19 protein-coding genes are annotated in these 21,265 nt (G+C 58.8%); 8 read left to right on the top strand and 11 right to left on the bottom strand.

What is annotated here, in order from left to right:
• Positions 1-2: 2 nt before the first annotated feature.
• The 7 genes from BLS60_RS16280 to BLS60_RS16250 all read left to right on the top strand — a co-directional run bounded on the left by BLS60_RS16280 (position 3) and on the right by BLS60_RS16250 (position 7,939).
• The gene (locus BLS60_RS16280; protein WP_420848479.1) at positions 3-1,616 is read left to right on the top strand and encodes an ABC transporter substrate-binding protein; all 1,614 of its coding nucleotides are present in this window, start codon (positions 3-5) and stop codon (positions 1,614-1,616) included.
• Between the two features lie 64 nt (positions 1,617-1,680).
• Positions 1,681-2,718, top strand: a complete 1,038-nt coding sequence (locus BLS60_RS16275; protein ID WP_070880603.1) for an ABC transporter permease — start codon at positions 1,681-1,683, stop codon at positions 2,716-2,718.
• A gap of 52 nt (positions 2,719-2,770) precedes the next feature.
• On the top strand, positions 2,771-4,381 hold the full coding sequence (locus BLS60_RS16270; RefSeq protein ID WP_092370090.1) for an ABC transporter substrate-binding protein: 1,611 nt from the start codon (positions 2,771-2,773) through the stop codon (positions 4,379-4,381).
• Between the two features lie 57 nt (positions 4,382-4,438).
• Positions 4,439-5,353 carry an ABC transporter permease gene (locus BLS60_RS16265; RefSeq protein ID WP_070880605.1) on the top strand — a complete coding sequence of 305 codons (915 nt, stop codon included), beginning with the start codon at positions 4,439-4,441 and terminating at the stop codon, positions 5,351-5,353.
• A gap of 9 nt (positions 5,354-5,362) precedes the next feature.
• Entirely contained in the window at positions 5,363-6,202 is an 840-nt protein-coding gene (locus BLS60_RS16260; protein ID WP_092370087.1) for an ABC transporter ATP-binding protein, read from the top strand.
• 10 nt (positions 6,203-6,212) lie between these two features.
• Positions 6,213-6,977, top strand: a complete 765-nt coding sequence (locus BLS60_RS16255; protein WP_042553331.1) for an ABC transporter ATP-binding protein — start codon at positions 6,213-6,215, stop codon at positions 6,975-6,977.
• Between the two features lie 227 nt (positions 6,978-7,204).
• Complete coding sequence (locus BLS60_RS16250) at positions 7,205-7,939, top strand: oligogalacturonate-specific porin KdgM family protein (RefSeq protein WP_092370083.1); 735 nt, start codon at positions 7,205-7,207, stop codon at positions 7,937-7,939.
• A 285-nt stretch (positions 7,940-8,224) separates the two neighbouring features.
• Here the strand turns inward: BLS60_RS16250 and BLS60_RS16245 are convergent, their stop codons facing one another.
• From BLS60_RS16245 to BLS60_RS16210, 8 genes are all read right to left on the bottom strand, one after another.
• Positions 8,225-8,968, bottom strand: coding sequence for a FadR/GntR family transcriptional regulator (locus BLS60_RS16245; protein WP_070880793.1), 744 nt, complete (start codon positions 8,966-8,968; stop codon positions 8,225-8,227).
• Positions 8,969-9,239: 271 nt separating this feature from the next.
• Positions 9,240-9,677: a type IV pilin protein gene (locus tag BLS60_RS16240; RefSeq protein WP_092370080.1), complete on the bottom strand. Its 438-nt coding sequence runs from the start codon at positions 9,675-9,677 to the stop codon at positions 9,240-9,242.
• Between the two features lie 35 nt (positions 9,678-9,712).
• Positions 9,713-13,534 carry a pilus assembly protein gene (locus tag BLS60_RS16235; protein ID WP_092370077.1) on the bottom strand — a complete coding sequence of 1,274 codons (3,822 nt, stop codon included), beginning with the start codon at positions 13,532-13,534 and terminating at the stop codon, positions 9,713-9,715.
• Positions 13,535-13,575: 41 nt separating this feature from the next.
• Entirely contained in the window at positions 13,576-14,046 is a 471-nt protein-coding gene (locus tag BLS60_RS16230) for a pilus assembly PilX family protein (protein ID WP_092370074.1), read from the bottom strand.
• Between the two features lie 17 nt (positions 14,047-14,063).
• On the bottom strand, positions 14,064-15,119 hold the full coding sequence (locus tag BLS60_RS16225) for a PilW family protein (RefSeq protein WP_244153424.1): 1,056 nt from the start codon (positions 15,117-15,119) through the stop codon (positions 14,064-14,066).
• Positions 15,116-15,583 (bottom strand): type IV pilus modification protein PilV, encoded by a 468-nt coding sequence (pilV, locus tag BLS60_RS16220; RefSeq protein ID WP_092370068.1) that lies wholly within the window; start codon positions 15,581-15,583, stop codon positions 15,116-15,118. Before pilV ends, BLS60_RS16225 begins: the two co-directional genes overlap by 4 nt.
• Complete coding sequence (locus tag BLS60_RS16215) at positions 15,580-16,056, bottom strand: GspH/FimT family pseudopilin (protein ID WP_092370065.1); 477 nt, start codon at positions 16,054-16,056, stop codon at positions 15,580-15,582. Before BLS60_RS16215 ends, pilV begins: the two co-directional genes overlap by 4 nt.
• A gap of 100 nt (positions 16,057-16,156) precedes the next feature.
• On the bottom strand, positions 16,157-16,675 hold the full coding sequence (locus BLS60_RS16210) for a GspH/FimT family pseudopilin (protein WP_092370413.1): 519 nt from the start codon (positions 16,673-16,675) through the stop codon (positions 16,157-16,159).
• Positions 16,676-16,784: 109 nt separating this feature from the next.
• Here BLS60_RS16210 and thiO point away from each other — a divergent pair, with 109 nt between their 5' ends.
• A complete protein-coding gene (gene thiO / locus BLS60_RS16205) occupies positions 16,785-17,882 on the top strand; it encodes a glycine oxidase ThiO (RefSeq protein WP_092370062.1) in 1,098 nt (365 codons plus the stop codon).
• 88 nt (positions 17,883-17,970) lie between these two features.
• Here thiO and BLS60_RS16200 read toward each other — a convergent pair whose 3' ends face one another.
• The 3 genes from BLS60_RS16200 to BLS60_RS16190 are packed head-to-tail and all read right to left on the bottom strand — an operon-like array spanning position 17,971 to position 21,137.
• Positions 17,971-19,308, bottom strand: coding sequence for a sigma-54-dependent transcriptional regulator (locus tag BLS60_RS16200; protein ID WP_092370060.1), 1,338 nt, complete (start codon positions 19,306-19,308; stop codon positions 17,971-17,973).
• Between the two features lie 4 nt (positions 19,309-19,312).
• Positions 19,313-20,905: a sensor histidine kinase gene (locus BLS60_RS16195; protein ID WP_092370056.1), complete on the bottom strand. Its 1,593-nt coding sequence runs from the start codon at positions 20,903-20,905 to the stop codon at positions 19,313-19,315.
• Positions 20,895-21,137 carry a PP0621 family protein gene (locus tag BLS60_RS16190; RefSeq protein WP_092370053.1) on the bottom strand — a complete coding sequence of 81 codons (243 nt, stop codon included), beginning with the start codon at positions 21,135-21,137 and terminating at the stop codon, positions 20,895-20,897. The genes BLS60_RS16195 and BLS60_RS16190 overlap by 11 nt, the downstream gene beginning before the upstream one ends.
• Positions 21,138-21,265: the final 128 nt, after the last annotated feature.

Genomic DNA, 21,265 nt, shown 5'->3' with positions numbered 1-21,265 from the left:
TCATGATCAAACCCATTCCGCATCTGGTGGCGGGCCTGCTGGCCGCCACTCTGGCACTGGGCACCGTTTCCACGGTGCAGGCCAAGACCCCTGCCGATCAGCTCATCGTTGGCATGAGCATGATCAACCTGCTGTCCCTCGACCCTGCAGCCGCGACCGGCCTGGACGTGTCCGAGGTGAACGCCAACCTGTACGACATGCTGCTGGTGCAGGATGCCTCTGCTCCGGACAACCTCGTGCCGGCGTTGGCCGAGCGCTGGGAAATCAGCGATGACCACAAGACGCTGACCTTCCACCTGCGCAGCGGCGTCAAGTTCCACTCCGGTAATGAGCTGACCGCCCAGGACGTGATCTGGTCGCTGCAGCGTGTGCTCAAGCTCAACCTGGCACTGGCATCGACCTGGAAGGCGTACGGCTTCACCGCCGATAACGTCGAGCAGCAGATCCGCGCCCCTGACGACCACACCGTGATAGTCGAGCTGGCTCGCCCGACCGATCCGATGCTGGTGCTCAATACCCTGGCGACCTCGCCGAGTGCGTTCATCCTCGACAGGAAAGAGGTGCTCAAGCACGACAAGAATGGCGACATGGGTGGCGCCTGGCTGACCACCAACGCCGCCGGCAGCGGGCCGTTCGTGCTCAATGCCTGGCGCGCCAACGACGTGATCCTGATGACCCGCTTCGAGGATTACTGGGGCGGCCCGGCCAAACTCAAGCGCGTGGTGATGCGCAACATGACCGAGTCGCAGTCGCTGCGCCTGATGGTCGAGCGCGGTGACCTGGATATCGCCCGCGGCATGTCCGCACCGGATATCACTGCCCTGAGCAGCTCGGACAAGGTCAAGACCCAGACCGTGCAGCGCGGCACCCTCTATTACGTGGCGCTGAGCACCAAGCAGCCGATGTTCGCCGACGCCCGTGTGCGCAAGGCGGTTCGTTCGCTGATCGACTACCAGGGCATCAACGATGTGGTGATGCCGCACTACGGCACCCTCAACCAGCGCCCGATGCCGCTCGGCCTGCCGGCGCGTCTGGACGATCCGGGCTATCGCCTGAACGTCGAGGAAGCCAAGAAGCTGCTGGCCGAAGCCGGCTACCCGGACGGCTTCCAGACCACCATCCGCGTGCTCGCTGAGCCGCCGTTCATCAACATCGCCTCCAGCGTGCAGTCGACCCTGGCTCAGGCCGGCATCAAGGCGCGCATCGTTACCGGCACCGGCACTCAGGTGTACGGCTCCATGCGCGAGCGCACCTTCGATATCATCGTCGGTCGTGGTGGTGGCGGCGCTGAGCGCCATCCGCATTCCAGTCTGCGTACCTTGGTGTACAACCCGGACAACCGGGATGAAGCCAAGCTGAGCAACTTCCAAGGCTGGCGCACCTCGTTCTACAGCCCCGAGCTGAACGCGTTGATCGAGAAGGCCGAGGTGGAGCCGGACAAGCAGACCCAGCTGGAGCTGTACCACCAGTTCCAGAACCTCTACGACGAGCAGGTCGGCGCCATCATGCCCATCTCGCAAATGACCGACACGGTGGTGATCTACCACGACGTGGTTGGCTACGTCGGTCACAGCGCTGCGACCACGCGCTACAAGGATGTGCACAAGGATCGTTGAGCCGCCGGGCGGTCTAGTCCGCCCACGGTGAGATGAACGAGCTGCGATCAACTGGGAGCCTGTTATGTTTGCTTCGACTGCGTCTTTCTTCGGCACGCGGATGGGCGGTACCTCACGCCGCTTCGGTGCGGTGCTGATGACTCTGCTGGGCCTCTTGGCCATGACCTTCTTCATCGGTCGGGTGATGCCCCTCGACCCGGTGCTGGCGGTAGTCGGCCCGGATGCCGACAGTTCCACCTACGACCAGGTCTATCAGGCCATGGGCCTGGATCGGCCGCTGCTGGTGCAGTTCGGCTACTACCTGCGCGACCTGGCGCAGGGCGATTTCGGCAATGCGCTGCTCACCGGCCATCCGGTCATCGAAGACATCGCCCGGGTCTTCCCGGCGACCATCGAGCTGGCCACCCTGGCGATCATCTTCGGTGTGGTGCTCGGCCTGCCGCTGGGCGTCTTTGCGGCCGCCAACCAGGGCCGCGTCGGAGATCACCTGGCCCGTGTGGTGACCCTGTTTGGTTACTCCACGCCGATCTTCTGGCTGGGCATGATGGGCCTGCTGGTGTTCTACGCCTGGCTCGGCTGGGCCGGCGGGGCAGGGCGTATCGACCTGGCTTACGACGGCATGGTGCCCTCGGTGACCGGCATGTTGCTGATCGACAGCGCCATCGCTGGCGACTGGGATGCCTTCTCCAGCGCGCTCAAGCACATCCTCCTGCCGGCGCTGATCCTGGGGCTCAACTCGGTGGCCTACATCAGCCGCATGACCCGCAGTTTCATGCTCGAGCAGCTTTCTCAGGAGTACATCCTCACCGCCCGGGTCAAGGGCCTGTCGCGGCGCAGGGTGATCTGGGGGCATGCCTTCCGCAACATCCTCGTGCAGTTGCTCACCGTGGTGGCGCTGGCCTATGGCTCGCTGCTCGAAGGCGCGGTGCTGATCGAGACGGTGTTCGCCTGGCCCGGCTTCGGCCAGTACCTGACCAGCAGCCTGTTGCTCGGTGACATGAATGCGGTGATGGGCTGCGTGCTGGTGATCGGCTTCATATTCGTCGGCCTCAATCTGCTCAGCGATGCGCTGTACAAGGTGTTCGACCCGCGCACCCGCTGACCCGGATTTACCGATTGCAGCCCTTCAATAATTACAAAATAGGGATATCCGCATGAAATCGTTTCGCTCCACGCTGCTCAGTACAGTCCTCGGTGCGCTGCTGTGCACCGCTCCGCTGCTGACTGCCCAGGCCAAGACCCCGGACGATCAACTGATCGTCGGCATGAGCATGGCCAACCTGTTCTCCATCGACCCGGCCAACGCGCCGGGGCTCGATGCCTCGGGCATCAACGCCAACCTCTACGACACCCTGGTGCTGCGCAAGGACGGCAGCCCCGACGAGCACGTGCCGCAACTGGCCGAGCGTTGGGAGGTCAGCGAAGACGGCCGCCAGCTGACCTTTCACCTGCGCGATGGCGTGCGCTTCCACTCTGGCAACACGCTGACCGCCGAAGACGTCGCCTGGTCGCTGTATCGCGTGATGAAACTCAACTTCGGCCTGGCCACCACCTGGAAAGCCTACGGCTACACGCTGGACAACATTCAGCAGCTGATCCGCGCCGAAGACGACTCCACATTGATCGTCGAGCTGCCGCAGCCAACCGATCCATTGCTGGTTATCGACACCCTGGCCACCTCGCCCAGCGCCGTGGTGCTGGACCGCAAGACCGTGCTCGAGCACGACAAGAACGGTGACCTTGGCGCCGCCTGGCTGGTGACCAACGAAGCCGGCAGCGGCCCGTTCACCCTCAGCACCTGGCGCGCCAACGACACCCTCGTGATGACCGCATTCGCCGATTACTGGGGCGGCGCCACCAAGCTCAAGCGCGTGTTGATCCGTCACATCACCGAGTCGCAGTCGCTACGCCTGATGCTGGAGCGGGGTGATCTGGACATGGGCTATGGCATGGCGGCGTCGGACGTGCAGGCACTGGCGGCCAAAGGCGAGATGCAGATTCAGACCCTGCCGCGCGGCACCATGTATTACGTGGCGATGAGCATGAAGTCGGCGCCGTTCGAGGACATTCGTGTGCGCAAGGCGGTGCGTTCGCTGATCGACTACCAGGGCCTGGACAAGGTGGTGATGCCGTATTACGGCAAGCTCAACCAGCAGCCCATGCAACTGGGGCTGGAGGCGCGCCTGCCAGATCCGGGCTACAAGCTGGACGTCGAAGCTGCCAAGGCGCTGCTAGCCGAGGCCGGTCATCCGCAGGGCTTCAAGACCACCATTCGCACCCTGGCTGAGCCGCCATTCGTGAATATCGCTTCGAGCCTGCAATCGACACTCGCCCAGGCCGGCATCCAGGCGAATATCGTCACCGGCACGGGCAACCAGGTGTACGGCGCCATGCGTGCGCGCAACTTCGAGATCATCGTGGCGCGCGGAGCCGAGCGCTATCCGCACCCGTACTTCAGCCTGCGTACCTTCGTCTACAACCCGGACAACCGTGATGACGCCGGTATCGCCAACTTCCAGGGCTGGCGTGCAGCCTTCCAGGACGACGAACTCAACTCGCTGATCGACAAGCTCGGCGTGGAGCGTGACGAAGCCGCCAAGCTGAGCATGTATCACCGCGCGCAGCAGCGTTACGACGAACTGGTCGGGCCGATCATGATGATTTCGCAGATGACCGATCCGGTGGTCAGCGCCGCCGACGTCAAAGGATTCCAAGGTGCCGACGCCGAGGCGACGCGTTACCTGGGTGTGTACAAGCAGCGTTGAGTGAGTGGGCGCGGCAACGCGCCCTGCACCGACCGAACCGAGTCACGGAGGCATACGATGATTGCCAACATCTCTTCATCTTCATCCATCAAGCGGACGGGCGAGCAAATGCCGGTCTCCGCGTTCCAGGCGTTTTGCCACAGCAGTGTGCGCGTGATGCAACACCTGCTGCGCAACCCGATGACGTTGATGGGTTCCACTGTGGTCATGCTACTGATTCTGGTCGCGGCCTTCGCGCCCTGGATCGCTACCCACGACCCCATCGTGCAGAACCTCAGCAACGCCCTGCAGGCACCGAGTGCGGCGCACTGGTTCGGTACCGACGAGTATGGCCGTGACGTGTTCAGCCGGCTGGTCTACGGCTCGCGCATCACCTTGTACATCATCGGTCTGGTGACCATCATCGTCGGCCCCATCGGTCTCTTGGTGGGCACCATTTCCGGCTATTTCGGCGGTTTCGTCGACGCGCTGTTCATGCGCATCACCGACATCTTCATCTCGTTCCCCAGCCTGGTTCTGGCACTGGCCTTCATCGCTGCGCTCGGCCCTGGCCTGGAGCATGCGGTCATCGCCATCGCGCTGACCTCCTGGCCACCCATTGCGCGCTTGGCACGGGCGGAAACCCTGTCGCTGCGCAACGCCGATTTCGTGGTCGCGGTACAGCTGCAGGGCGCCTCGTCGTCGCGCATCATCTTTCGCCACATCATGCCCATGTGCATGTCGTCGGTGATCATCCGCCTGACCATGAACATGGCCAGCATCATCCTTACCGCCGCCGCGCTGGGCTTCCTCGGTCTGGGTGCCCAGGCACCGCTGCCGGAGTGGGGCGCGATGATTTCCACCGGGCGCCGCTACATGCTTGAGTGCTGGTGGCTGGTAGCCGTTCCGGGGGCGACCATCATGCTGGTCAGCCTGGCATTCAACCTGTTGGGTGACGGTCTGCGCGACGTTCTCGATCCGCGTAGCGAATAAGGAGGCCTCATGTCCGCTATCAAACTCGAAGTAAACGACCTCTGCGTGCGCTTCACCAGCGGCCGCAAGGAAGTCGACGCGGTACGCAACGTGTCCTTCAGCCTCGCCCGTGAAAAGCTGGCGATCGTCGGCGAATCCGGCTCCGGCAAGTCCACCGTGGGGCGCAGTTTGCTGCGCCTGCATCCGGCCAGCGCGCAGATAACCGCGAAGACCATGACGCTCGGCGACGTTGATCTGCTGAACGCCAGCGAAAAGCAGATTCAAGCGATCCGCGGCAAGCGCATCTCGATGATCATGCAGGACCCCAAGTATTCGCTGAACCCGGTGGTGCGCGTCGGCGAGCAGATCGCCGAGGCCTACCTGGCTCACCACCGCGCCAGCCGCAGCGATGCCCGCGAGCGGGTGCTGGACATGCTCGACAAGGTGCATATCCGCGACCCGAAACGGGTCTACGGGCTCTACCCGCACGAGGTGTCGGGCGGCATGGCGCAGCGCATCATGATCGCCATGATGGTGATCACTGATCCGGAAATCATCGTCGCCGACGAGCCCACCTCGGCCCTCGACGTCTCGGTGCGTCGCCAGGTGCTCAGCGTGCTCGACGAACTGGTCGGCCAGCGTGATCTGGGGCTGATCCTGATCAGTCACGACCTCAACATGGTGCGTAGTTTCTGCGACCGGGTGCTGGTGATGTACGCCGGCCGCGTGGTCGAGGCGCTCGACGCCTCCGACCTGGATAACGCCAAGCACCCCTACACGCAAGGCCTGCTGGCTGCTTTGCCGAACATCGACAAACCCCGTCCGCGCCTGCCCAACCTGCAGCGCGATCCCCTCTGGCTGACCCATTGAGTACGCACCCATGGCCATGATCGAAGTGGATTCACTTAATCTCAGTTTCGGCGTCAGTGCGGCGCGCAATCAGGTGCTCTACGACGTCGCCTTGCGCGTCGAAGAGGGCGAATCGTTCGGCCTGGTCGGCGAGTCAGGCTCGGGCAAGACCACCGTGCTGCGCTGCCTGGCCGGTCAGTACCGGCATTGGGAAGGGCACCTGAGCGTTGCGGGCCGGGGCCTGCGGCACAAGCTGGATCTGGCACATTTTCGCCAGGTACAGATGGTCTTCCAGGACCCCTACGGCTCGCTGCACCCACGTCACACCATCGACTCGGCGCTGAGCGAACCGCTCAGTGTGCACGGCATTGGCGATCGCGGGGATCGGGTCACCTCGATCCTCAACAAGGTCGGCCTCAACGACAGCTTCCGCTACCGCTATCCCCACCAGTTGTCTGGTGGCCAGCGTCAGCGCGTAGCCATCGCCCGGGCGCTGATCCTCGAACCGCGCGTGCTGCTGCTCGACGAACCGACCTCGGCGTTGGATGTGTCGGTGCAGGCGGAAATTCTCAACCTGCTTTCCGACCTGCGCGAGCAGGAAGGGCTGACCTACTTGCTGGTGACGCATGATCTCGGGGTCGTCGCCCACCTTTGCGACCGTGTGGCGGTGATGCAGCACGGGCGCATCGTGGAGACCCTCGACACCGGCCTGCTGGCGCAGAACCGTGCCGAGCACGCCTACACCCAACTGCTGGTCGATGCCAGCCGCGACATCGGCGCCGTCGCACCACCCTGATGCCGTAGCGCCCGAGCGTTCAGGTGAAAACCTGACGCTCGCAACCGCGCGTTAGCAGCAGCTCCCTGCCGATCTTCTGAAACGGGCTTCCAGGCTCGTGGCACGGACTCGCCTGCGCGGTGGCAAACCTGAAATTCGAACATGCGGACAAAGCGCTGCAGGGCGGCGCTTTGCCTGAAAACCGGGCAACAACACCTTAATCAATCGAAAACAATAAGAAGGCCATCATGAATAAGAAAACACTCACACTGCGTCTGCTCGCTTGCCTGCTTTCCACTGCCGCTGCTGGCAGTGCATTGGCCGACAGTGCCTCGATCAACTATCGCCACCAGTTTCTCGACGAGGACCGCATGCACTCTGATCGGGTCAAGTTGGCCTATCGCATGGACAACGGCCTGGGCTTCGAGGGTGAACTGAAGTACCGCACTGCCGGTGATCGCAAGGACGTTGCCTTCGATAACACGGTGTCGAGCGGCCACGAGCTGACCACCAGCTATCAGTACAAATACAGTGCGGTGTCGACCTGGCAGCCTGCGATCCAGCTGGACAGTAACGAGAACGGCACAACCTACAAGTTCGGTCTCAAGTACACCCGTAAACTGAGCGATCAGTTCTATGTCGCCGCCCGCTACCGCTTCGATGCCTTGAAGCTGAACCGCGACCGCATCGACGAAGATGTGCCGGATCGTGGCTCCGACAACCGCAACACCCAGCGTTACGAGGGCTGGATCGGCTATACCCCGGCCGGCAAATTGTCCTACGAATACCAGTACATCCACTTCAATACCGACTACATCCGCTACGACAACAAGAAGAGCGATTACGAGCAGAACTTGAATGTTAAGTACAAGCTGGACAAGTCCTGGGCGCCCTTTGTCGAAATTGGTGATATCAAGGTGAGTGCCACCGATGATGACCGCCAGCTGCGTTTCCGAGTTGGGGTGCAATACAACTTCATGTAACCGGCAAAACGCCTAGCTGGAACAACGGACGCCCGAGGGCTTGGCATCGCAAGGTGCGCAGGTCGCCGGCGTCCGTTGTGCTTTGCGTGTTGCGAGACGTGCGCGAAGTTCAGGCGAGAGGAAAGTAGCTGTAGCCGCCACCTGAGGAGCGTTCCCGGCGCGATGCGATGGCGGCCGTGTCGCGACATGGCGTTGCCTGATCTATCCGCTGCGGGTGCGCGGCGCCTAGTGGCTTGAGGCTAATCGTCGTATCTGCAGCCGGCGATTACCTGCACCCATGGCGTATCAGTCGCGACGTTGGGCCTTGAGCAGGCGCTCACGGCTGTTGATCAGGTGGAGTTGCATGGCGGCACGGGCGCAGTCGACATCGCCACGGGCAATGGACTCGTAAATCATTTCGTGCTCGATGCTCAAGTTATCCTTATACGCTTCGCCGCCCTCGTGAGCCTTGTAGGCCGAGTTGAACTTGTTGCGCGGAATCTGCTTGGAGCCCAGGTGCTTCATGATGTCGAGCAGGTGAGGGTTGTCAGCCGCCTTGGCGATCTTGATATGAAACTGAAAGTCCGCACTGATCGGCAAGCCGGCCGGCAGCTGCACAGTGCCCTGCTGCAGGGCATCCAGCGCGACCCGGATCTCCAGTAGCGACTCGGGCGTTCGTCGCAGCGCGGCCAGGCCTACGGCCGCTACTTCCAGGCTCATGCGCAGCTCCAGCAGCTCCAAGACATCCTGCGCCGTGCTGATGGTCGCCGGCCCAAGCTGCAGTTCCGGCGCTGCCGGCATGTCGCACACAAAGGTACCGACTCCCCGCCGCGTTTCAACCAGGCCTGCCACCTGCAGGCGTGACAGCGCGTCACGCACCACCGTACGGCTCACCCCCTCGGCCCGCATGATATCCAGCTCGGCCGGCAGCTTCTCGCCACGCTTGAGCGTACCGTCACGCATATGCTGGGAGATCTTTGCCACCAGGTCTTCAGCCAGACGGCTACGCTGCTTGCGCGGTGGAAGCGTCCAAATCGGGTTGTCCTGCATCATCGATCCGTTGTTGTCTCGTTATCGGCATACGACCGCAATGCTGGCAATTTGGTCGCATCGAATGATAGAGGGAGATAGTAGCAGTAGCGGGGGAGGTGTGGTGGGTACTGTTGCGATTGCAGTAGTGTGTTTTTACAGGCAGTCGAGACGTTTAATCATGAGGCCTGCGAAGCCTGCAGGCATTCTTGCGCGAATTAAAACAACACGATAGCGGAGTAAGGGTGAACAGGCGCTCTGAATAAGCTCACGCGCTGTTCACCCTAACCGTTTATCGCCTCCAGCACTCCGCGGCAGTTCCGGCGGATGAACCTTTCACGCCTTTATCAGTAAGAGTCAAGTCGCCACATTTGTCACCAGCCATCGAATTTGTGGCTGTGGCTTTCAAGGTATAGCTGAAATCACCAACTGCAACTGCAGCTGGAACCGGAGCGGCATTAGTACCTGTTTCAAATGCCAGACTATAGTTTTCCGAGCCACCATCCTTGGGTGCCTTGTTGAAAGGAAGCGTAGCACCAGCGTATTTACCGTTGGCCGTGTAGTAGCGCTCCATGAAGTGGGACAGCTCCATCAGCGCCGCCTGGGCATCAGCCCTTTTACTCTTGCGCACATGTTCCTGATAGGAAGGGTACGCAATGGCGGCGAGGATGCCGATGATCGCCACCACGATCATCATCTCTATCAGGGTGAAGCCTCGTTGTTTTTTCATATCTGTCTCTCAGCGAATTGCGCGGCTTTCCGGATTTATCGTGCCTCTTGCCATGCGTTACGGCCGTAACGCTGCGAGCCAGCAACTTTGATGCACTGTGGCGCTGCACCTGCAGAGCCGGAGTAGCATAACCAGCGGTAAAGAGGCGTGGCGCCCTTGACCACACCGATATCAGGGTCAGATATACCTGATATCGGTATGTTGTCATCATCAACAGTTGTGTCGTCACTACTGTCCAATTTGCCGTCTTTATTGCTGTCAAAATAGGTGTAGTTGAGCCGTGATCCGCTAGACAGACTCAGCGCCATTATCCAACTGGTGCCACCTGACGCGCACGGATCTTTAGACGGAGTCATGGTAGTGAAGGTAACGCGATCCGTACGCAATACGGCTTTGGAAATAACACGCTCCCCTTGTGCGCCGGTGCCGCCGCGGTTGCTTTTCCATGCAAGGTCGAGATACCAGCCTTTTTGGTCGGTCAGCTCGTTGTTCGTAACCGTTCTTCCCTGGAAGCTGTTCGTCCGGACTTCAGACAGAATCTCTTGAGCAAGCAAGTTACTTCTAGTCAAGGTAGTGCCATCGTCAACGATGGCGTAGAAGCTTTGCATAGGAGGCGACGTCGGTATTTCGTTATCGCCTACATTCATGAACGAGCCGGTGCCGAACAGCACCATATGCTGGCCTTTCTCATTGAAAGCCGATGAGAGAGGTGCAGTGATCGGTTGCAGGTTATTGCCTGCATCCTTTGCAACGAAAAAAGGCGCGGTGGGCGCGGCCCAATTACTTGCAGTAGCACCACTCAGGTTCACGCGCCACAAGTTGCCTTTGGTGTCGCCTACGTAGAGACGCTCAGCAACCTGATCGCCGTCCAGATCCACCATAAGCGGTGATCCTAGATCGCCTGTTGTAGGGAGGCTAATGGTCCGCAGCACGCTACCGTTGGCGGCATCGAGAAACCATATCTTGGCAGAGTTTTGTTCGGCGTTCCGATATCCACTAGTTACGACAACCGAGAATTTTCCGTTGGGCAGCGCAACGATTGCCGGTTGGCCTATCGGAGCCCCCATATCGGGATGACTGAATTCCCAAAGAAACTTGCTCGCCGACATATTGGCGGGATCAGTGATATCCAAAACGAAAACACTTTTTCCACCCGCTCCTGTGGTACCGGCAACGATAGTTTTCCACCCGCTACCGAGCCACGCGTCCGATACGCGAGGCGTGCCATCGACGTAGTATCGGTGCGAGTAGCTAGGATCAGTCAGGTTGATAAGGTTGGCAAAAATACCATTGGGTACAAAAGCGAAGAGCTCCTGCCCACCATTGCCATTTTCCGCCATGCTCGCATTGAATCCATGCAACATGCCATCGTTAGCGCCCACTACCACCATTGGCGTACGGCTGGCGGTGGTGCTCCGGAATTGGGCATATGCTCCGCGCGCGGCAGACCAGCCGCTACCGGTCAGTCGTGTATAACCGTAATCCTGATTGGCAACGAACTGGGGATCAGAGTTGATGATGTCGCCCAGTCTTCCGGAGCGCTGACGGAAAGGTTGGCTAATATTGGTGTTAGTCCTTTCCAGGCTACGATCTCCCCGAAGGTAGTTCAGCCTGTTTTGCGCGATGGTTGTGTTGTTGGCGGCTTTCTCGTTTGCCGTCCAGAGCAAGTCTTTCAGGTTCGAGCCTATACCGCTGCTCCACGTGAACGCTGTGGCGCTGTTGCTTATGGATCCATTGGTTGTGGGGTTAGCTGCGGCCAATGGAGTTGGCGTGAAAATCTTGCGTGTGCTGACCGTCATCGCGTCGAGTTTGGTAGCGGCACTCCACGTTGCCGCTTCATCGATAGTGCCGTTGGTATTGACCTTCTTCGCTAGCAAATCCCCGCTCCAATATTTGCTGTCTAGCGAGGATTGAAACACCGCCGTGTCTGTTGCCAAGCGTGTCGAGTTGGTCGCCAGTGCCGTTGTCGTGCTGTTCACTTCCTGAGCAATCTTGGCAAAGGCAATTTTTAGGCTTTCCACCATGCGGGTAGCATCGCTGGCAACGAAGAAGTTATCCGGGCGAGGGTAATTGGTGCCCAGCATATCGGGCGTGGTACGCCACCAAGCCTCGGGGAGAGCTTGAGTGCGAGCGTAGGGGTCAGCGTCAAAATCGTTGGGAACCTTGAAACCGCCGTATTTGGCAGCAAGCCAATACTGGTTTCTGTTTTTACCCTCAAGTGCCTGATTTTCTCGAACATCAACCCAGAATGTGGAGATAGTCTGCTTGCCAGCAATATTGGGACGCATATCCTGCGTGTTTGCCAAGTACGCGAGACCCGCTATATAGGCGGAGTTGCTACGGCCAGTAAAATTTTCGGCAGCAGCGCTTGTGCCGATTCCCTCTAGGTTAAATATAGTTTGTGTGGCGCGCACTGCGTTGATGTCAGTGTCAGCAATAACTTCTGCAGGCTTGCTGGGTTCGTTACTGCTGTTTGTGTTGCCTGGTAGATTTTTATCATTCCAGGTGTTCACGTCACCAATTCCAAGAATAACGTTTTTCTGACATGCGTATTGTATTGGGTCTTGCCAGTCGGTGATGACAGGGAAGTTATCAGCCCACTGTGTGCGTGCACTGACGCTACCATTGTTGTTGCTTGTGTACGCTGCAACATTTCCCAGGTTTCTGAAATAACGCATTGCTGCGTAATACAGTTCACTGGCAGGGTCGTTGCTTTTGTACATGTTGTTGTTAAGTTGTCCAAATTTGTTAATGTAATTTATTACGCCGCTGTCCGTAATATTAATGCCCATGGCGCTAGTAATGTTGTCCGGGTTCGAAAATTGTACGCCGGTCTGTGGGTCCCACTCTCGGTTACCATTCGTTTGCTCTCCGACGTTTGGAGTGATTTTTCTATCACCTACAAATTTCTGATTGGCTCGCAATGCTCCACCATCTCGAGTGGCGGATGAGTCGTTTAAATAGCCGAAAGCACTATAGCGTAGTGTGTTCGAGTATTGTTGAATCAAGCCCTCGGGCTTGTGATTTCCGTTGGGGTATTGCTTGCAGTTACTTTCTAGCATCTCGGGAACACATACCCGGACACGCATATTTACTCGGTAAACGGTTTTTAATTGATTGAATAGCACGTTTAGAAGGACGGGTTGTTGATATTCTCTTCTGAGTTTGCCGTTGTTCCATTGGCGGGTATTGTTTGGGTCGTAGTCTACTTGCTCGGCAACCTGGTTGGCGGCGGTGCCCAGTTTGTCGGCCCAGTTCGAAATATTAATGTAGGTTCCCAGCCCCTGTTGATAGACGTAAAAATTATCCCAGTCGGTGCCTGCAGGAGTAGCGCCTGGGATCTCTGCTTTGGGTATCATTCCTTGTCCGCTGCTAAGACGGTTTCCTGCGTCGTATCCAGGGTTTCTGGCTTTGCTTAGAACAGTAAGATTCTTTTCGTCACGAACCCGATAGCCCCCCGTGAGGGCGCTACGGAATGGGTCAATAGTTGGAGTTGCAGCCCAGTTCAGGAAGTTGCCACTCCATTGCATAGAGCCGCCACATATTCTCGTCGTGTTGATGCTTTGGGGCTCAAACCATTCTCCCGCTTTGTCGTAGGTGTAGCATTTGAACGAGTCAAAATAACCCACGTATGTAGTTGCCGAACTATAGTTTCCCAAATTGGCCACGCTGACCAGCGTGGGCCACTCAACTGAAGGAACTAGTGCAAGGTTGCCCGGCACACCGCCGCCTCCAAGCAATAAAGGTACTTGCGACACTTCTGCTGAATAAGCAGGCGTCGAGACGACCATCCCGCATGTGAAAAAGAAGGCAGCAGCTGTTTTGGCTGCTTTTAGAGTGATCGCAAGGCGATTCATCGCAGGCGCTCCACGTAAAGTTCGGAAGAAAGGAGAGCGATTCATTGCTCTACCAGAAAGACAGAAGACAGCTCGCTGGTGGAACTCGGTGTATTAGCTGCGTCTTGAGCTAAGCCATAACCCGTTGCCTGGATGCGCACGATGGATCCTTCATCGTCGGTTGGAACACCTACTTCGCCGCCCATCTTCAGTGTTGCGAGATATCGCAGTGTATAGGTAGGATCTTTGGCGGTACCTGGGAATGAGCCATAAGCAACCACCTCCTCGTTGCCTGCCGTGACCTGAGACAAGGTACCTAATGTGTTGGCCTCAAATAAGGCAGCAACCTTGGTTTCGCCTTTACGCAGTGCGGCCTCGGCAGCTTGTAGCGCCAGTTCCTGATCACGTAGGTTGCCTGCCATACGCTCCTGCATCGAGGTGCCGCGTATGCTGGCTAAGCCGATAACGGTCACTAGTAGCAGCATGATCAGCGCAACGATCAGGATCGCGCCCTGTTGGGATTTTCTGTTCATCAAGTTGGTTCTCATGTTCACGGCAACTGATTACGTACGCTGACAGTCGAGGTAAATACTTGCGCGAGTCGCCGATTTGGAATCTCGATGATATTCACAGCATCACAAGCACTATCGCCTTTCTTGCAGATAAGCCCTTTTTCGCGGTCGTATATCTGGTCTTCCGAAGCCACGTTTACCTCATTACCCAAGGCCAATAGGCGAACCTTCACGGCTACGACGTCGTTCCAGTTGGTGACTGCATTGGCTTTGATAAAAGCTGTATCGCTCACAGCGCGATTTTCACCGGTACCACTGCCAATACCGTACTCAAATTGAAGGTCGCGGATGCCTTCCACCAGTTCTAAGTTCTGTAGGGGTGTTGTAGAACCGTTTCGCCAGCTCGCCCTCCAAAGCGACGGAGAACCATTGGTGCCGTTTTTAATATAATACTGGTTGCTTTGAAAAAGCAGTATTTTAGTAATTTCAGGGGTGTAGGAGCGACTGAAACTATCTGAGCCAGCTTTAGCAATGTTAGGAGAAGGAGGAGAAGAAGGAGGAAGGGGATCGTTACTCTTGAAAATATCGCAGCCCAAGGCACTGCTTATAACTACGTTGGTTCCTAATGCCTCGCTGTTTGGGCTGGTCATGGTAATACTGCTCGAGGCAGGGGTCACGTCGGCGTTGAGGGTGCCAGCACTGGTTGCAGCATGTTTGATTATGATGCTATCGGTATGTTGTGTTTTAACCGTACTAAGACCGGTCGGCCATGTAGGCAGGTCATTTTCTGCATCCCAGCCGCTCATCCCAATGTTGAGGTTAAACCGATCATCGGTAGCATTGGCGATGAGAGGGTTGACGTCTGAGAAGCACTCCCCTTTATACCCCGCATTACGCAAGTCGTAAGTTATGAAGTCCATTGCGAAGCGGCCGCTTTCCTGCACGTGTGTCAAGGCACTGTTGGCGGTATAAGTTTGTTTGCTGGATAAAAATATCTGCAGAACGCCCAGCATCAGCAGCAGACTCAGTGCCATGGCGATCATCAATTCGATGAGCGAAAGGCCTGCCTGAAAACGAACAGGTCTCATAGTCATATCTCAGTTCGGTAAACGAAGTTGGCGGTGCCGTCGGCAGTGATGGATGATCCATCAGCCTTCTTGATGCTGCCTCGGCTGTCATCCCAGTTGATGGTGATGGTTACCAGAGCCGTAGCGTTGTCTCGTTCTATGCGTGCTTTTCCGGCTGGAAGCTTCGCGACCTGCGAGAGCCACTCGTTCAGATCTTTATCTGTACGCGATGTTGTCGCTGCGTGTGTATTAGAAAGAGCGCTCAGGTTGTAGCCGCCGGCCTGAGCCGCTTTGCGGTTGGCGCGCATACGGTCGGTGATGTCAGCTGCGAGAATGGTCGCTTGGGAGCGATAGAAGGCACCGTAGTTACTCTGGATACTAGTTGCCTGCAGGCCCGCCAAGCCAAGCAGGCCGACCGAGAGGATAACCATGGCTACCAGCACTTCAATCAGCGTGGCGCCTTTTTGTGAGTTGTTACCTGAATTCTTCATGAGCAATCGACCTTAGTTAGTGTGGTCGAACCAATCGTCGATACAGTTAGCGTTCGTTTTTGCAGGCCACTGCAGCCTGACGCATTTACTGCAAAGTTTGCCGTTGCCACGACTGCGCCGTTAGATTTGAAGGTCAGCCCGGTATTCGGCCCAGTCACTACAAGGCTTCCAGCGCTGTCCCAGACCTTTATCACCGTGGTGCCCGCGAGAATCAGCCAACCATTTGCCCAGTCAGTTCCGTTTTGGCATGCATCGCCGGCTGCATTCCGCCGACAAAGAACGACGTTGCCTCGCCGCTTCACTGCTTCGGAGCGCGCAAGCTGAATCGCTCCCTGCAGCTCACTTGTCAGTGCCAGGGAGCGGTTTTCTCTAAGCATGCCGCTGAAGGAGGGCACTGCGATGCTGATAACAATGGCCAGCACGGCAATCGTTACCATCAATTCAATAAGGGTGAAGCCTCGGGTAAAGCGCATGGCATGTCTCGCTGGTATTGGCCAGCGAATACTCGCAATTTACCGTTTGGCTAGACAGGGAAGAGGGATGTTCGGTTGCTTCCTGCCTCCGAGCGGTCGATCACTCACATCTGCTGTTGTCGGAGGGCGTATCAAGCCGTGCTCGGCCCGCGACATTTACGACGATGCTGCCTACTGCGGTGCTTTTTCGACATAGCGTAAACGTCCCGTTTAGGCTGTGCGTCATCCCGTTGGATTTAAAACTGATGTGGTTCCGACGGCGAAAATTGGACCAGTGCCAGCTATAGCTGGGCGCAATTTGCAGGGTGCGGAGAATGTTGGCGCCTTCGTCTATTTGGCCGCTTTCGTTACCGTCGAGAAATACCACCAGCTGGTTTTTCCAGCGTCTCGTGCCGCACTCTTCCATGCCGTCACACAGGCTTATCGTGGTGCGCCGCGCCACCGCCTCGCCACGGGAATAATGCAACGCGGCGAGCATCTCGTGTACGTGGGTAATTTTTTGCGTACGGTCGATGTGGTAGCTGAAGCTGGGCACCGCGATCATCATCAGAACGGCCAATACCGTGAGGGTGACAAGCAGTTCCACTAGCCCGAGGGCTTTCTGTTGATCTCTATTCATGATGCAAATCCCTATGCGCGTATGATTGTTGGCCTTCCTGGCCTGCCTTTTCTGTTTAGACTCTGAGGTGTCGCTGTCAAGGTTTGCCATTCATGCGATGGGGTGAGTTGTGCGTGCGGATGTGATCGTTATCGGCGGTGGGGTCATGGGTTTGTTGTCGGCGTATTTGCTGGCAAATGCCGGTAAGCGAGTGACGCTGCTGGATCGCAGCGCCGCGGGCAGCGAGGCATCCTGGGCAGGTGGTGGGATTGTTTCGCCGTTGTATCCGTGGCGCTACAGCCAGGCGGTCACGGCGCTGGCGCACTGGTCTCAGGACTATTACCCCGGACTTGGCCAACAATTGCTGGCGCTGACCGGGGTGGATCCAGAGGTGCATGTCACTGGGCTGTATTGGCTGGATCTGGACGATCAGGCCGACGCGTTGGCGTGGGCGCAGCGTGAAGGGCGCCCGCTGCATGAGGTGCCCGTGGAATCGGCTTATGCCGCCGTGCCTTCGCTAGGCGCTGGCTTTCTGCGGGCGATCTATATGTCGGGTGTTGCCAATGTGCGCAACCCGCGGCTGGTCAAGGCGCTGCGAGCGGCGCTGCAGGGTATGCCACTGGTCACGCTGCGCGAGCACACCTCGGTCGCAGGGTTCGTGCAAGACGGGGCGCGAATCTGTGGTGTGCGCACCGGTGATGGCGAGCTGTTGGCTGATCACGTGGTGGTGACGGCCGGCGCCTGGAGTGGCGAGCTGCTGCAAAGTTTAAGGTTGTCCCTACCGGTGGCGCCGGTGAAAGGGCAGATGATTCTCTTCAAGTGCGCCGAAGACTTTTTGCCAAGCATGGTGCTGGCCGGCGGGCGCTATGCGATTCCTCGTCGGGACGGCCATATTCTGGTGGGCAGCACCCTGGAGCATGCGGGGTTCGACAAGACGCCTACCGAAGACGCTCTGGCCAGCCTGCGTGCCTCGGCCGAAACGTTATTGCCGGGGTTGAAGAGTGCCGAGGTGGTAGGGCATTGGGCGGGATTGCGGCCGGGGTCACCAGAGGGCATTCCGTTCATTGGCGAGGTGCACGGTCATGACGGGCTCTGGCTGAATTGTGGGCATTACCGCAACGGGCTGGTGCTGGCACCAGCGTCCTGTCAGTTGTTGGCGGACCTGATGCTGGGTCGCGAGCCAATCATCGATCCTGCGCCTTATGCGCCATTGGGACGGTTGGGGTAGCGGGGCGCCAGTAAGCGCTGCGCTTGGCCCCGGATAGATAAAACTTCCCTGGGTATCGCTTCGCTCAACCACAGGCTACGTTTGGTCCTTAGTCGATTCCCAACTTCTTCAGTCGATAGCGCATCGAGCGGAAGCTCAGGCCCAGGCGCTGCGCCGCGGCGGTGCGGTTCCAGCGGGTTTCTTCGAGGGCCTGCATGATCAGTTTGCGCTCGACGTCTTCGAGGTAGTCCTCGATGTTGTCGATCTGCGCCAGGCTGGCATCGCCATTTTCGCCAGCGGGCGCGGCATCGGCCAAGCGCAGATCGTGAGCGCAAATAACATCCCCCTCGCACAGGGTGTAGGCGCGCTCCAGCATATTCTCCAATTCACGCACGTTGCCGGGAAAACGGTAGCTCTTGAGCTTATCCATGGCCGGGCCGTCGAGCTTGACCGGCGGCAGGCCGATGCCTTCGTTGAGGCGCTTGAGCATCACGTCGGCGAGTAGCGGGATATCCTCGCGGCGTTCGCGCAGCGGTGGCACGCGCAGTTCGATGACGTTGAGGCGGTAATACAGATCCTGACGGAAGCGCCCGGCGGCTACCTCGGCGGCGAGATCCTTGTGGGTGGCGCAGAGAATGCGCGTATCGACTACCACTTCCTGTTGGCCCCCGACGGTGCGGATGGCTTTTTCCTGAATCGCGCGTAGCAGTTTGACCTGCATGGTCAGCGGCAGGTCGGCCACTTCGTCGAGGAACAGGCTGCCGCCGTTGGCTGCCTGGAACAAGCCCTGCTTGTCTTCGATGGCACCAGTGAAGCTGCCTTTCTTGTGGCCGAAGAACTCGCTTTCCATCAGTTCCGATGGAATGGCGCCGCAGTTGACCGGCACGAAGGCGCGCTCGCGGCGCGGACCCTGCTCGTGGATCAGCCGGGCGACCAGCTCCTTGCCGCTGCCGGATTCGCCGCTGATATAGACCGGCGCCTGACTGCGCGCCAACTTCTGAATCTGCCCACGCAGGGCGCGCATCGGTGGTGACTCACCCAGCAGGCGACTGGCGCCTGGCGAGCTTTCCTCGTCGCTCACGCCCAGGCGCAGAGCGGTAGCCACCAGCTCGCGCAGGCGGCCGAGATCGACTGGTTTGGTGAGAAAGTCGAAGGCGCCGGCCTTGAGCGCGTTGATCGCCGTGTCAACGCTGCCGAAAGCGGTGATCATTGCTACCGGCGTCTGCGGGTAGCGCTGCTGGATATGCTGCACGATCTCCAGGCCGGTGCCGTCCGGCAGGCGCATGTCGGTAAGGCACAGGTCGAACGGCTCCTTGGCCAGCCATTCGCGTGCTTCCTTGACGTTGCGCGCGCTGCGTGTGTCGAGCTTCATGCGCCCGAGGGTGATCTCCAGCAGTTCGCGGATATCGGGTTCGTCGTCGACGATCAGGGCTCTCTGGCGATTCATCGGTTCAGCTCATTTTTCGCGGATGCGCGAAGGTGATACGGAAGCAGGCACCGCCGCCTTCGCGTGGTAGGTAGTGAAGATGAGCCTGATTGCTTTCGCAAAGCTCGCGGGAAATATACAGGCCCAGGCCGGTGCCTTTGTTTTCCGTGGTGTAGAAAGGCTCGAAGATGTGATGCAGTTGGTCTGCCGGCACGCCCGGGCCGTCATCGAGCACCTCGAGTACCGGCAGATCGCTGCGCGGATCACGGAACAGTTTCAGCCACACCTGGCCCTGAGGGTTGAGTTGGGCGCTGTAACGCAGGCCGTTCTGTACCAAGTTGGTGATTACCTGGGTCAGCTGGTTGGGGTCCATGCGGGTTTGGATGCTGCTGCCTTCGATAGCCAGGTGGAGCATTCGCGAGGCCGGCGCAGTGGTGCGAAATTCTGCCGCGAAGCGATGCAGCCAGTATTTGAGATCGAGCAATTGCGGCTCCGCCTGGCGACGGCGTGACAGCTGCAGGACGTTCTCGATGATCAGGTTCATGCGCCTGGATTGATCCTGGATGATCTGAGTCAGACGCAGGTCCGGCCCCTGCAGGTCTTCGGACTCCTGCAGCAACTGGGCAGCATGACTGATGGCGCCCAGCGGGTTGCGAATCTCATGGGCTATGCCTGCAGTCAGGCGGCCGAGGGCGACCAGCTTGAGTTGCTGGGCTTGCTGGGCGATCTGCGAAATGTCGTCGAGCAGGATCAGCGTGTGGCGCTGGCCGCCTCGCTGCAAGGCGATAAAGCTGGGTTGCAGGGTCGGGCCATCTACCCGCGCCTGGAGGCTCGCCGGGCGCAGGCTGGAGTTTTCCTGCCAGTGCTGCAGCCGCTCTACCAGTTCGGTGCAATGCGGGTCGAGAATTTTGCCGGCCAGGTGTTCGCGGCCAAGCAGGCTTAGGGCCGCCTGGTTGGCGAGCAGCACGCGATGCTGTTCGTCGACGACTAGGATACCGGTGCGCATGCGCTGCAGAATCAGGTTGTTCAGCGCTTCAAGGTCGGCTACGTCGGCAGCGCGCTGTTCGGCGAGAATTTCACTGGCTTGCAGGCGCCGTGTTACGCCCTGTACAAACAGCGCGGCGGCGAAGCACAGCGCACCCAGAGCGCCGGCTTGAACATACTGGCTGCTGGCTTGAGGATTGTTGAGGCTGAGGTAGAAGGTCAGATAGATCAGGCCAATGGCCGCACTGGCGGCGATCAGTACGCCGATGCGACCGCGCAGCAGGATGTTGGCAATCGCCACCGCTACGATCAGCAGGTTACCGATACCGCTAGGAGTGCCGCCGCCCGCGTAGAACAAAGCCGAGAGAAGAATCACATCGACCAGCGCCACGCCGAACACCTGTATCAGGCTGCGTGGGTTGTGGATGATCAGGGCGATGAAAATATTGAGGATCAGGTACAGCCAGCTGGCGCCTCGAAACAACGGCGCGTGGGCCAGCTGTAGCAGTTCCGCATCCAGTTCTGCCGAGATCAGCAGGACCAGCAGAACGCCGATAAGCAATCTGTAGAAATGGTACAGCCGGAAAACGCGCCGCCCTTGCAGGCCGCTTAACGCGAGCGCTTCAGTCGGCACCGGGCTTACGGCCTTGTTCGAGGTGGGCCTGGCTGCAGTACCAGCTCCCGGCCAGCTGCAGGGCGTGCTGTTGCGGCGTGTGTACGCCGCAGTGAGCGCAGCGCACCATGGGCGTCGAGGCCTGCGCGGGCGGTGGTGCCGCGCGCTTGCGAGCTACACCGAAGAAGCGGCGCCAGACCCAGATGGCGGCAAAGATGATGGCAATCCAGAACAGCAGGCGGAACAGGCCCATGACGCTCTCTTCATGTGAGTGATGTGGCAGTTTAGCTAAGGAAGGGGTGGGCGGACAGTTGCCTGGTCAGCGTTTTTGCAGGCCTGAAACGCACGATGCCAGTCGGGTGACTGGCATCGTAGGTGACC

The sequence above is a fragment of the Phytopseudomonas seleniipraecipitans genome, assembly GCF_900102335.1.
Classification (GTDB): domain Bacteria; phylum Pseudomonadota; class Gammaproteobacteria; order Pseudomonadales; family Pseudomonadaceae; genus Aquipseudomonas; species Aquipseudomonas seleniipraecipitans.
Note: the sequence above shows the minus strand (reverse complement) of the source record. Positions and strands in the feature narration are given on the sequence as shown.

Excerpts from the sequence above, each read along its gene's own strand:
- BLS60_RS16240 (WP_092370080.1), bottom strand. The coding sequence starts at position 9,677 with ATGAAAAAACAACGAGGCTTCACCCTGATAGAGATGATGATCGTGGTG.
- BLS60_RS16225 (WP_244153424.1), bottom strand. The coding sequence starts at position 15,119 with ATGACTATGAGACCTGTTCGTTTTCAGGCAGGCCTTTCGCTCATCGAA.
- BLS60_RS16200 (WP_092370060.1), bottom strand. The coding sequence starts at position 19,308 with ATGAATCGCCAGAGAGCCCTGATCGTCGACGACGAACCCGATATCCGC.
- BLS60_RS16265 (WP_070880605.1), top strand. The coding sequence starts at position 4,439 with ATGATTGCCAACATCTCTTCATCTTCATCCATCAAGCGGACGGGCGAG.
- pilV (WP_092370068.1), bottom strand. The coding sequence starts at position 15,583 with ATGAAGAATTCAGGTAACAACTCACAAAAAGGCGCCACGCTGATTGAA.
- BLS60_RS16280 (WP_420848479.1), top strand. The coding sequence starts at position 3 with ATGATCAAACCCATTCCGCATCTGGTGGCGGGCCTGCTGGCCGCCACT.
- BLS60_RS16210 (WP_092370413.1), bottom strand. The coding sequence starts at position 16,675 with ATGAATAGAGATCAACAGAAAGCCCTCGGGCTAGTGGAACTGCTTGTC.
- BLS60_RS16275 (WP_070880603.1), top strand. The coding sequence starts at position 1,681 with ATGTTTGCTTCGACTGCGTCTTTCTTCGGCACGCGGATGGGCGGTACC.
- BLS60_RS16230 (WP_092370074.1), bottom strand. The coding sequence starts at position 14,046 with ATGAACAGAAAATCCCAACAGGGCGCGATCCTGATCGTTGCGCTGATC.
- BLS60_RS16215 (WP_092370065.1), bottom strand. The coding sequence starts at position 16,056 with ATGCGCTTTACCCGAGGCTTCACCCTTATTGAATTGATGGTAACGATT.
- BLS60_RS16250 (WP_092370083.1), top strand. The coding sequence starts at position 7,205 with ATGAATAAGAAAACACTCACACTGCGTCTGCTCGCTTGCCTGCTTTCC.
- BLS60_RS16255 (WP_042553331.1), top strand. The coding sequence starts at position 6,213 with ATGGCCATGATCGAAGTGGATTCACTTAATCTCAGTTTCGGCGTCAGT.
- BLS60_RS16190 (WP_092370053.1), bottom strand. The coding sequence starts at position 21,137 with ATGGGCCTGTTCCGCCTGCTGTTCTGGATTGCCATCATCTTTGCCGCC.
- BLS60_RS16235 (WP_092370077.1), bottom strand. The coding sequence starts at position 13,534 with ATGAATCGCCTTGCGATCACTCTAAAAGCAGCCAAAACAGCTGCTGCC.
- BLS60_RS16245 (WP_070880793.1), bottom strand. The coding sequence starts at position 8,968 with ATGCAGGACAACCCGATTTGGACGCTTCCACCGCGCAAGCAGCGTAGC.
- BLS60_RS16270 (WP_092370090.1), top strand. The coding sequence starts at position 2,771 with ATGAAATCGTTTCGCTCCACGCTGCTCAGTACAGTCCTCGGTGCGCTG.
- BLS60_RS16260 (WP_092370087.1), top strand. The coding sequence starts at position 5,363 with ATGTCCGCTATCAAACTCGAAGTAAACGACCTCTGCGTGCGCTTCACC.